Annotated in this window: 7 protein-coding genes; 3 read left to right on the top strand and 4 right to left on the bottom strand. The window is 60.5% G+C overall.

The genetic code is table 11. From position 1 onward, the window contains the following. Positions 1 to 130 precede the first annotated feature (130 nt). From D8U69_RS01230 to D8U69_RS01215, 4 genes are read right to left on the bottom strand one after another with little or no spacing between them, the layout of a single operon-like run. Positions 131 to 1,579, bottom strand: coding sequence for a curlin (locus D8U69_RS01230; RefSeq protein WP_130906503.1), 1,449 nt, complete (start codon positions 1,577 to 1,579; stop codon positions 131 to 133). 27 nt (positions 1,580 to 1,606) lie between these two features. Continuing rightward, on the bottom strand, positions 1,607 to 2,068 hold the full coding sequence (locus tag D8U69_RS01225; RefSeq protein WP_056856864.1) for a curlin: 462 nt from the start codon (positions 2,066 to 2,068) through the stop codon (positions 1,607 to 1,609). Positions 2,069 to 2,128: 60 nt separating this feature from the next. After that, positions 2,129 to 4,378, bottom strand: a complete 2,250-nt coding sequence (locus D8U69_RS01220; protein ID WP_130905108.1) for an Ig-like domain-containing protein — start codon at positions 4,376 to 4,378, stop codon at positions 2,129 to 2,131. A gap of 35 nt (positions 4,379 to 4,413) precedes the next feature. Then, a complete protein-coding gene (locus D8U69_RS01215) occupies positions 4,414 to 5,760 on the bottom strand; it encodes a hypothetical protein (protein ID WP_130906502.1) in 1,347 nt (448 codons plus the stop codon). A 277-nt stretch (positions 5,761 to 6,037) separates the two neighbouring features. Between D8U69_RS01215 and D8U69_RS01210 the strand changes: the two genes are divergently transcribed. From D8U69_RS01210 to D8U69_RS01200, 3 genes are all read left to right on the top strand, one after another. Continuing rightward, entirely contained in the window at positions 6,038 to 7,486 is a 1,449-nt protein-coding gene (locus D8U69_RS01210; protein WP_130906501.1) for an ATP-binding protein, read from the top strand. A 184-nt stretch (positions 7,487 to 7,670) separates the two neighbouring features. After that, positions 7,671 to 10,478 (top strand): multicopper oxidase domain-containing protein, encoded by a 2,808-nt coding sequence (locus tag D8U69_RS01205; RefSeq protein WP_130906500.1) that lies wholly within the window; start codon positions 7,671 to 7,673, stop codon positions 10,476 to 10,478. Beyond that, positions 10,475 to 11,590, top strand: a complete 1,116-nt coding sequence (locus D8U69_RS01200; RefSeq protein WP_130906499.1) for an SCO family protein — start codon at positions 10,475 to 10,477, stop codon at positions 11,588 to 11,590. The genes D8U69_RS01205 and D8U69_RS01200 overlap by 4 nt, the downstream gene beginning before the upstream one ends. The last annotated feature ends 47 nt before the right edge of the window (positions 11,591 to 11,637 follow it).

Here is an 11,637-nt window from a genome sequence, read left to right as displayed (position 1 = left end):
CATCATGCTGGGAGAACTGGCGGTAAATCGGGCACTGGATAACCTCGATCCGCAGGTTTGACCTTATAAGTACGCCACCAAAAAAAACCGCGACTCTCCCCCGAGAGCCGCGGTTTTTCACGCCGCGCGATTACTGCTGCAACACTGTTGCCTGGTTGGCCGAGCCAAACTGTTGCACGGTGGCCGTTTGCGTCATGCCGCTCTGATCGACACTGGCGATGTTGCCGGTGCCGCCCTGGGTGACGTAAGCCACGTTCAGGGTGTCGGCCTGTTTGATGGTGATCATGTTGTCGTCGCCGTACAGCTGGGCGGTGTATGCCTGGTTGCCGGTGCCTTCCTGGTTGAACTCGGTGCTGTTGCCGGTGCCGTTGGTGCTGCCCTGGGCCAGGTTGGTGGTGCCGCGCTGGTCGGAGATCAGGATGTTGTCGCTGCCGTTTTGATCGAAGTACAACTCGTTGTAGGAGTCGGCCTGGCTGACCGTGGTTTTGTTGCCGGTCCCGGTCTGGTTGGTGGTCATGACGTGGCCGACGCCGTCCTGGGTGAAGTTGGCGACGTTGCCGCTGCCGGCCTGGTTGACGGTGGCGCGCTGGTTGCTGCCGAACTGGCCGCCCGATTGCGGGCCTTTCCAGTTGCTGGCATAGACCTTGTTGTCGCTGCCCACCGACGTGGCATTGAGCACATGGCTGTCGCCGCTCTGGTAGGTGAAGTGCACGTTGCCGGTGCCCTGTTGATAGAGCGCGACAGTGGAGCCGAGTGACTCGAACTGATCGGCGTAGATGGCGTTGAGGTCGCCGACCTGCAGCACGGTGGCGACATTGTTTTCGCCAAAGCTCTGATCGACGATGGTTTCGTTGGCGCCGCCATATTGGTTGATGGTGGCCTGGGCGTTGACCTGAGTGTCTTGCCAGACTTCGGAGCCGTTGCCGTCGCCGTACTGGTTGATGGTCAGATTGCCGCCTTCACCATAACGCTGGTCGCCATAGGCATAGTTGGTGCTGCCGGCCTGGTTGATGTTGATCTGGCCGTTCATGTGGCCGATCTGTTCGGCAGTTGCGTAGTTGGTGGTGCCGTACTGGATGATGACCGCGTTGTTGGCCATGCCTAACTGGATCTGCTCGATGTTGGCTTCGTTGCCGTCGCCGTACTGGTAGGTTTGCCCGGAGGTGTTTTCCTGACTGTCCTGATAGATGAATGAGAAGTTGCCGGAGCCTTCCTGATGTTGCAGTGCTTCGCCATTGCCGACCCCGATCGACTGGCTGGCATGAGTGATGTTGAAGCTGCCGGTCTGGGTTTGTGTGATGGTGCTGTTGTTCTCGAACAGTTGTTCTGCGTACCCGGCGTTGTAGTCGCCGACCTGGGTTTGGGTAATGGTGCTGGTGGCCGTGTCTTGCACGGCGGCCGCATCGTTGCCCTGGCCAACTTGCTGTTGGGTGACGGTACTGAACGGAGCATTGCTCTGTTTCACATCGGCGATGTTGGCGGTACCGGCCTGGTCTTGTATCGACAGGCTGTCATCGGCCATTGCCTGGGCACTGACAATGACCAGTATGGCGGCTGTGAGGGGCGTCAGTTTGAACATTTTGAAACCTCCAAGTGGTGCAGTGCTTTAGCGAAATTGAGTGACCGATACGCTCATGCCATTGCCTGCCTGGGTCACAGCGCTTTGCTGACCCGTGCCGGCCTGGACGATGTTGGCGTCGTTGTTGTTGCCGTTCTGGGAAATCTGCGCACGGTTGTGGCTGCCGGTCTGGGTAATCGATGCGGCGTTGCCGGAACCTTGCTGGTTGATCAATGCCATCAGGTCGCTGCCTTGTTGCAGGATGAACGCCTCCTGATTGCTACCTGACTGCACGATCTGGCCGAGCAGCGACTGGCCGTGCTGTTGCAGCAATGCGACGTTGGCCTGGCCGTTCTGGTCGATCAACGCTTGCTGGCCCACCGGGGGCGGCAGCTCGCCGAGATCGGCAGCGGGTGCCAGGTCGTCGTTTTCCAGCAAATCGTCGGCGCGCACACCCGCGCTGCTGCAGAGCAGAAGCAGGCAGAGCAGGGCGGCGGTCGGCGTTTTCATGATGCAGTCCTTTGGTTGAGGGCTTGCCCCACCCGCCGCAGCGGCCGGTGGGGCGAGCGCTTACTGCACAGTGACGTTAACGGTTCGCACGGTGCCTTGGGACGAGGTGATGGTGGCTGTCGGGCTCGCCGACGGAATCACCGTGGTCGAGTTGCTGACGGTCAGGCGCCAGCGTCCGGTCAGCGGCACCGTGGTGCTACCCAGGGTTACCAGCCCGGTCGGCGTGGTCACCTGGATGGTGATGGTGTTGCCAGTGGTCACCGACGAAGTCCCCGTGAAGTCCCAGTTGAAGCGATTGTTGGAACGGGCTGTCACCGTGGCTGCCGTGACCGCGAAAGTTTCCGCGGCAGGACGTGGCGAGACTTGCACCGTGACCGTTGCCGGTGACGTCGACTGGGCACCGAAGCTGTCCCGGGCGATGTAGCTGAAGGTCGTAGTGAAAGCCGTGGTGACCGTCGCCGGTGGGTTATAGGTCAGGACGGTACCGTTGCTGGTCACCGAGCCGCGATCCGCCGGTGGTTGGGTGAAGCTGGCGATTGCGAGCGGCACGTTGCCTTCCGGATCGGTGTCGTTGGCCAGCACGTTGATCGGAATCGACACACCCAGGGTCGCGATGCTGTCGGCGACGGCCACCGGAGGCTGGTTCGGCGCCACGGTGATGGTCACGGTCGCCGCAGCGGTCGAGGCCAGGCCCTTGGCATCTTGAGCCTTGTAGGTGAACGTTGTGGTCAACGGTGCATTGACCACGGCTGGCGGGGTGTAGACCACCGCGGTGGAACCGTTCAACACCACGCTGCCCTGGCCGGCAGCCGGTTGGGTCAACGCGGTGATGCTCAGCGGTGTGTTGCCATCCGGGTCGCTGTCGTTGGTCAGCAGGCTGAGGGTGATCGGCACGCCGAAACTGGTGCTGCCACTGTCGGCGACAGAAAGCGGTGCCTGGTTTTCACCGGTGTCCGGCGCGGTGCCGACCACGACGACCGGCTCGACATCGCTGCCACCTGAGGCCGATTTGATGGTCACGCTGGCCGGAGGCTGAGGCAGGTCGGCGACGGTCAGGCGTTGCAGGGTGCCTGACTTGGTTAACCGTCCGTAGCCCTGGGCAACCATGTCCGGTACCACCACTTCGTCTGACGAGATGGCTTCGATCAGCAGGCTGTGGTCGCTCCAGTTATAGCGAGCGGTTTGCACTTTCACCACGTCAGTGACTTTGCTCGAGACCGCTGTCGGCCGGGTGGTGCCGGTCGGGTCGGTCGCGGTGAGCACGACCACAGGCGGTACGGTGCTGCCGGTCAGGCGGTGGCCAAAGAACTGGCCGGTATTGTCGCCAAGCATGCTGGTGAGGCACGGCGATGGTGGTGGTCCGGGAACCAGAGCCACGGTTTCGCGGAAGCACAGGCTCGAATTGTTCGCCGATTTGCCGAACACCTCGACCCGGGTACTGCTGGTGCCCGGTCCTGTAGAAGTGCGGCGGTAAGTCGCGCGTCCGATTTCCGCAAGGGTCTGCGCACGGCTGTCGAGGACTTTGCCGGACACGGTAAAAAGCGTGGTCTGAATGGTCCCGGGCGGGCCCTGGACGCGCAGGAAGTTGGTGTTGTTGGGGCTGCCGGTGACCGCTTCGGTAAGGTTCGGGTCACCGACGAACGTCTCGATGGCGCCCGTGTCCGGGTTCACTTCGGTATAGGGACCGTTGACGCTGCGCAGGAACGGGCCGACCTCACCGTTCAGAGCACCACTGAAATTGCCTGGTGCGCCGATGCCGATGTCGCGGGTGATGTTGATCGCACGACGGCCGGGCGTGGTGACGTTGACCGTTTCCACGCCGTACGGGTGGGTGATGGTGTAGGTGCCTGCCACCGGTACGTTTATCCGCAGGCGAATGCGGGCGAAGCTTGCCTGGTCACCGTCGACAGGGTTTTCCGCGGCGAATGCCGCTTCGATCCCGGCCACGTAGGCGTCGACGCCATAGCCGCCGACATCGGGGATGGTGGTTTCGGCGAGGAACCAGAAGGTTTCCGGTGGCCAGTTGTCGGGGAATACCATCGGCAAGGTATCGTCATAAACCCCGGGTTCCGGATTCAGGATGCACATGTAGGAAGGTGCGCCAGGAACGCCCGGCGAGCGCGAGCTGGTGGCCCGCGACTGGCACAGTTCCAGCGACAGTGAATTGTTGTCCTGATACCACATGGGGAATTTCCCCGTGGCAAAGGTGTAGGGACCGGGATCGACCGCAGCGAGTTGCGCGAACGCACTGCCGGTCAGCGAAAGAGTCAGCCCGAGCGCGTTGAGCGCAAAGCGTGGCCACTTGTTCATGATGCCTCCTGATGCGGGTCTGGGCATGAGAGCGTTCATTGCACGATGACCACTTCTTCGGTGTCGCTGCCGCCATTGGATGACGCCACGTGAACCTTGGCCGGTGGAATCGGCGAGATGCCGGTCGACAGGGATTTCTCTGCGCCATCGCCACTGAGGGCGCCGATGGCGACCCCGGTACCGGTAGTGACGGTGAGGACCGGAGGCGAGGTTTCATCGCTGGTCGAGGCCACGACAGTGATCTGTCCGCTGTTCAGGCTGTACTCGGCCCGTGAGATCACCACCAGGTCGGTCAGCGGCATGGAGATGGAGGTTGGGGTGCTGGTGGGAATGGCCAGATGGTTGTCAGCCGTCACCACCAGGTTGCTCGGCAACGTCGGGTTGGCGGCGGACTGGGCGTACCAGTGGCCGGTGGTGTCAGCCTCGGTGAGGTTCAGTACCGGGCTGTTGCTGTCCAGCTTCACGGTGGCCGGTGGCGGCGGTGCCAACACGAAAACGTCTTGTTGCGCCACGGGTGCGCTTTCACCTGCCTTGCGAGAGTAGGTACTGCGCTCGGCGATCAGCGGAGTGGGGCGGGTCACCGTCGACAGTTTGCCGGAAATGGCCATCACCGTTGTCCGCAAGTCCAGGCCGTTCGGGCCCTCGATGCGAATGTAGTTGGTGTTGAACGGACTGCCGGTAAAGGCTTCTGCGAGGTTTGGATCGCCAACGAACTGCTCGGCAGCACCGGTGACCGGGTTGGTCTCGGTGTAGGGGCCATTGACGCTGCGCAGGAACGGGCCAATGTCACTTTTGAGCGCGCCGTCATAGGTTTTCGGTGTACCGATACCGATGTCCCGGGTCATGTTGATGGCGCGGGTCCCGCCCGCGGGAACGTCGAAGATGTCGACGCCGTAGGGGTGGGTGATGGTGTAGACGCCCGCGGTGGGCACGTCGACCCGAATACGGATACGACCGAAACTGACCTGATCACCTTCCTTCGGTTCTTCGGCGGCGAAGGCTGCTTCGACGGCGCTGACGTAGGTCAGGTCGATGCCGCGGGCAGCATCGACGATGGCGCCGTCGCCGGTGAACCAGAACGTTTCATCGGGAAAGTTGCTCGGGAAAACGATGGGTTGGGTGTCGTCGAAAACCCCGGGAGTTGGATTCAAAACACACATGTAGGACGGCGCACCGGGTGCGCTGGGAACCCTGGAACTGACAGCCTTTGACAGGCAAAGGTCGAGGGTTCGACCGTGACTGTCTTGGTACCAGGAGGCGAAACCTCCAGTGGCAGATGCATAGGGGCCGGGGTCTACGGCAAACAGTGCAGCCTGGGCGACGCCTTGGGCCATAGCACTGACGATCAGAGCGATCGCGGTTTTGGACAGTAAAGGGTGCATGTGTAATCCCTCTATCAGAGTACCTGCCCCTTGGATATGGGTCAGTTGGGAGGGCTTCGGCAACTCCCATGCCAATCGCGAAAAACGGCTATGAGAGGCCCGGTGCACAGGCGTTCGCCTGGCGACAAGCTGCATTTGCCTGCGGAGGGGAACGGGCCTCTTTCCCCAGGATTGGGGGTAGATGGGGGCAACGGAGCAGGGGGAGAACAGGTTGCAGCCGGGCAATCTGCCAGCAGTGGGCTATAAACCTATAGGGGCTTTTGCGGGAACAATATTGATGACCACGCTTGCCAAGACACTGACCACCGACCAGGCCGACATGCGCTTGAGCTCGCGCAAACAGCCGTTCAACCTGCTGCGTTGGTTTTCGCTCATCAGCATGGCGGTGATCGGCACAGTGGCGGTGGCGTTGGGCTCGGTGTCCACCAAGTTCGTGATTACCGAAAGCGTGCAGCGCGATGCGTTGCTGACATCTCAGTTCATTCAGGCGATCGCCGCCGCCGAAGTCCGCCACGTTTCAATCCCCAACGTGCGGACCATGGGCGAGTTGCTCGACCCGCGCAAAGATCGGGATTTCCCTGACGTCGATCCGATGGCCCGTGCCAATGCCCGGGGCGAGTTCCTCGACCACATCGAGCATTTGCCGGACGTGATCCTGGCGAACATCTATGCGCCTGACCGGATGATTATCTGGTCGACCAACCCGGCGCTGATGGGCACCACGATTCATGTCGATGAGGATCTGGATCAGGCCTTCGCCTCGAAGACACCGGTATCGGCCAGTTACCATGATGTCGACCATGGCCGCATGGAACAGAAGTTCGTCACACCGCCGGAATACATCTTCATCGAAAACTACATTCCGCTGTTTGACGCCGAAGGCAAAAACGTCACTGCGATGGTCGAGATCTACAAGGAGCCCAAGGATCTGATCAGCCGCATGGAACGTGGCCTGGTCTTGATCTGGCTGGCGACGGCGTTGGGCGGTGGGTTGATCTACCTGGGTCTTTACTGGATCGTGCGGCGGGCGGCGATTTTGCTGGCGACGCAACAAAAGCAACTGATCACCAACGAAACCTACGTGGCGCTGGGCGAGATGTCCTCGGCAGTGGCCCACAGTCTGCGCAACCCATTGGCGACCATTCGTTCAAGCGCCGAGTTGGCGCTGGAGTTCGACAGCGGTCCGGCGCACAAGAACATCAACGACATCATCGGCCAGGTCGATCGCATGTCGAAGTGGGTCCGGGAGTTGCTGCAATCCTTGCGACCGCTCAACGACGAAGCCGAACCGGTCAACCTGGTCGCGGTGCTGCACGACAGCCTGAACGCGTTCGAGCAGCAGATCGCCAGGGGCCGGGTCACGGTGGTGTTTACCCCCAAAGAGACGCCGATGGTCTTGAGTCAACACGTGCAGCTGACCCAGATTCTCAACAGTTTGCTGGCCAATGCGCTGGAGGCCATGGACGAAGGCGGTACGCTGACGATCAGCCTGGAACCGAGTGCTTCCCAAGGTGTGTGCGTGACCATCGGCGACACCGGCAAAGGCATGAACGAAGAGCAACGGCGCTTGGCTTTCCGACCTTTTTTCACCACCAAGCAAGGTGGGCTGGGGGTCGGGCTGGTGCTGGTCAAGCGAATCATGGAGCGCTTTGGCGGTACGGTGGCGCTCGATAGCCGTGAAGGCGAAGGCACGCGCGTGCGTCTTTCGTTCAAGTTAATCCCCTGAAAACGGGGGGCAACTTTCCCCGTTAGCGGGTGCCATTCCCCAGTCGCATTCCCGGACGTGGCACATTGATGTTGATAAGCCATTGTTTTGTCGGTGTTAATACTTTTGTATAAATTGGTTACAAAAATGGCGAGCTCCTTGCAAAACGTCCATCACCCCCTTCCCATATTCGAGGCGGTTGGTGATGGACACAAAAGCGCGGTATCCCTTCAAGTGGTTTGGTTTGTTGACGCCGTTGAGCGTCGCACTGACGATGACGATAAGCACAGGGGTATTGCGCGCCAGCCCGATAGATGATGAGCGACAGCCCGAGCCGACGGATCCTTCGGCTTACTACGATGAACCAGAAGACAAGGTTGGGGCGTTGAATGCCATTTTGACCATGCCGCAGGCCAACGAAGACTCCTTCGATCTGCCGGACGGGACCAAAGGCACACGCAATACAACACGAATGGAAAACGTACTGCCGCCGAGCGTGCAGACCAGTTTCAATTACCCCACCAATGGCAAACCCAGTCCGTTGTTTGGCGCTCAGCCGTTCACCCAGCAACTTTTGCTGTTCGAAGAATTCGGCCCGGAAAAACTCGACGCCACCACACCGGCGGCACCGTTGCCGTTTCCGCCAGCAGCCATCGGCCCGTTGCCAGCCCAAGACCCCACCAGCGCAGCCCGCAGTGCGCCGCCCGGCCCGGCGCTCGATGCGTTTCTACGCCAACCGGGCCTGACCCCATTTCCCAGCCAATATTCCAACGTCGTTGACCGCAACCCGTGGCAGGCGCAGATCGAGTACTTTCTCAATCGTCATGTCGGTTCCTCCGCCGAAGGTCGTCCACCGGGAAAAGGCTGGTCACATCAGCGCTGGAACGAGTTCTATCCGCAAGCGGCCTATAAAACCGTGCAGACCGGCGCACGGCTCAACGGCGGCCTGCGTGATGGCCTGCAACGGCATGGCTATGCCTTGGGCGAATTCGGCCCCGGTGGCCTTTATCACAACGTTGCCGGTGTACCGGCAACGGACGGCACCGCCAAAGGCGTCGATCCGCGTTTTCACCCGAACATGCCGGTACAGAACCACAACTCGGTCTGGACCTTCGATGGCACCCTGCCGCCGAAATTGTTGATGGTGCGTTACGGCCAGCCGATGCTGATGCGTCACTACAACGGTTTGCCCATCGATCCGTCGGCCAACATGGGTTTTGGCCTGCACACAATCAGTACCCACGAACACAACGGTCATGCTCCGGCGGAAAGCGACGGCTATGCCAACGCGTTTTTCTTCCCCGGGCAGTACTACGACTATCGCTGGCCGATCCAGTTGGCCGGTTACGACACCATCAACACCGATGCCCATGACCCGCGTGCCGCGTTCCCTTGCGCGCCGGGTGAGACCCTGTGGACCAACGATATCAATCCAAGCAGGAAAACCTGCGAAAACGGCACGATCAAGATCCGTGGCGACTGGCGTGAAACCATGAGCACTCACTGGTTCCACGATCACATGCTCGATTTCACCGCGCAAAATGTCTACAAGGGCAATGCGGCGATGATGAACTATTACAGCGCCCTGGACCGAGGTAACGAATCGGTGAACGACGGGGTCAACCTGCGTTTTCCCAGCGGCAGTGCCTTGTCATGGGGCAACCGCGATTACGACGTCAACCTGGTGTTCGCCGACAAGGCTTGGGATCAGAACGGCCAACTGTGGTTCAACCCGTTCAACACTGACGGTTTCATCGGCGACCAGTTGCTGGTCAACTGGCAGTGGAAACCGACCCTGGACGTACGTGCTCGCAGCTACCGGTTCCGCATGCTCAACGGTTCGGTATCGCGTTACTTCAAACTGGCACTGGTGCGTGAAATCAAAGGTACCAGCGGCGAGTTCCAGGGACCTAAAGGCTCGGGCGTGTCTTATGCCCGGGTGCCATTTCACATGATCGCCAATGACGGCAACATCATGGAGCACAGCGTGCCATTCGACGGCACCATGGATCTCGACGCTGACGGCGATAAACAGAACCACAACGCCATCCTGCCGACCCAGGGCATTGCCGAGCGCTTCGACATCATCGTCAACTTTGCGAAAAACGGCATCAAGCCGGGGGACAAGATTTTCTTCGTCAACCTGCTGGTGCATGACGACGGCAAAGGCCCGAAAGAGCCGGTGTCACTTGCGGATGCACTGTCGGAAAATTACAAGGCGGTGATCAAGCAAACCAGTAAAGGCCCAATGTGGGACAAGGGCGACCCGGTGATAGGCAAAGTGCTGCAACTCAACGTCAAGGCGTACACCGGTCAGGACCTGGCCATGGACCCGGCGGCTTATGAACCAGCCAAGCCGGGCAAGGCTGAAGGTTTGGTGATGATCCCGCTGAAGATCCATCGCGACAACGCTACCGACAAGGCGCTGCTGGCCAAGGCTCGTCACCGCACGTTCATCTTCGGTCGTTCCGACGGCACCGATGAGGCACCGTGGACGGTCAAGACCGATGGTGGTTTCGGCTTCCACATGGACCCCCGCCGCCTGAACGCCTCCACCCAATTGGCCAGCGGTCCTACCGATGCCGGTGTTGCCGGATTCGGCACTCTGGAAGTGTGGAGCATCAAGGCAGGAGGTACTGGCTGGAGCCATCCGGTGCACGTGCACTTCGAAGAGGGGATCATCCTCAGCCGCGGTGGCAAGGCGCCGCCGGAGTGGGAGAAGTGGGCACGCAAGGACGTGTATCGCATCGGTTCGGAAAAGGATGGCCTGGACAATGTCGAGGTGGCGATCAACTTCCGTGAGTTCGCCGGGACGTACATGGAGCACTGCCACAACACTCAGCACGAAGACAACTCGATGCTGCTGCGTTGGGACATTGAAAAGCCCGGGCAATTCCAGTTGATGCCGACCCCGTTGCCCAGCTGGGATGGCGTGCACTACGTGAATTCAGCGGCATTGCCGACCTTCCGCTCCGGCGACGGCTTCGGTCCGAAAGTGACGGTCCAGCCATGAACCGGGAGGGTGTCGACATGAGACGCCATACACCACGCTCGCGCGCCTTGGGCATGCACCTTGTGCTGCTGTTGTCGGCCTGTTTGCTGGCCAGCCAGTTGCTGGTCGCCAAACCGGTGCCACCGACACCCGCACCGGCAACAGAAACCGCAGTCGCCGATAGCGCCACTCCGTGGGGTGGCGACTATTTCCCCAACATACTGCTGACCAATCAGGACGGTCGGCAGGTGCGGTTTTTCGATGACCTGATCAAGGGCAAAGTGGTGGTGATCAATTTCATCTTCACTTCGTGCAGCGACTCCTGCCCACTGGAAACCGCCAGGCTGCGTCAGGTGCAGAAGTTGCTCGGCGACCGGGTCGGCAAAGACGTTTTTTTCTACTCCATCAGCATTGATCCCTTGAGCGATACGCCCGCAGTGCTCAAGGCCTATGCGCAACGCTTCCAGGTCGGTCCGGGCTGGCAGTTTCTCACCGGTGAGTTCGCCGACGTCACCGAGCTGCGGCAGAAACTCGGGTTGTTCATCGAAGGCGTCGACAACGGGCGCAGCAAGGACCACAACCTGAGCCTGATTGTCGGCAACCAGTCCACGGGGCGCTGGATGAAGGCGTCGCCATTCGAAAACCCGTGGATTCTGGCCGATCAGTTGGCCAATACCCTGCAGAACTGGAAGCAACCGAGCGTTGAGCAAAATTACGCCAACGCTCCCGAGATCCGCCCACCGAGCAGCGGCGAGGAATTGTTCCGCACCCGTTGCGCGTCTTGCCACAGCCTGGGGCCAATGGACGGTCAGGGCATCGGCTTGCGCAGCATCGGCCCGGACCTGATCGGCGTGACCCGTCAGCGTGATCCTGCCTGGCTCAGTCGCTGGATCCGCGAACCGGACCGCATGCTGGCGGAAAAGGACCCGATTGCCATGGAGCTGTTCGAGCGCTTCGACCAAATCCCGATGCCCAACCTGCGCATGGACGAACGTGCCGCGCAGTCGATCATCACGTTTTTGCAGGAAGAAACCGATCGCCAGCATCCGCCGTCCAGCGCGTTGGCTGCTGGTAACGAAGCACCCGAACATCAACATTCCATCGCGGTTCCAGACAAAGCGCAGGTGCAATAGTGGCGAAATAGATTCATTGCCCGGGCATTGCGATCAATGCCACCTAC

Origin of the sequence: Pseudomonas sp. Sample_16, assembly GCF_004307665.1 — a bacterium.
GTDB lineage: Bacteria > Pseudomonadota > Gammaproteobacteria > Pseudomonadales > Pseudomonadaceae > Aquipseudomonas.
Note: the sequence above shows the minus strand (reverse complement) of the source record. Positions and strands in the feature narration are given on the sequence as shown.

Bases quoted from the DNA above. Each gene is read 5' to 3' on its own strand.
- D8U69_RS01200 (WP_130906499.1), top strand. From the start codon at position 10,475: ATGAACCGGGAGGGTGTCGACATGAGACGCCATACACCACGCTCGCGC.
- D8U69_RS01230 (WP_130906503.1), bottom strand. From the start codon at position 1,579: ATGTTCAAACTGACGCCCCTCACAGCCGCCATACTGGTCATTGTCAGT.
- D8U69_RS01205 (WP_130906500.1), top strand. From the start codon at position 7,671: ATGGACACAAAAGCGCGGTATCCCTTCAAGTGGTTTGGTTTGTTGACG.
- D8U69_RS01220 (WP_130905108.1), bottom strand. From the start codon at position 4,378: ATGAACAAGTGGCCACGCTTTGCGCTCAACGCGCTCGGGCTGACTCTT.
- D8U69_RS01210 (WP_130906501.1), top strand. From the start codon at position 6,038: ATGACCACGCTTGCCAAGACACTGACCACCGACCAGGCCGACATGCGC.
- D8U69_RS01215 (WP_130906502.1), bottom strand. From the start codon at position 5,760: ATGCACCCTTTACTGTCCAAAACCGCGATCGCTCTGATCGTCAGTGCT.
- D8U69_RS01225 (WP_056856864.1), bottom strand. From the start codon at position 2,068: ATGAAAACGCCGACCGCCGCCCTGCTCTGCCTGCTTCTGCTCTGCAGC.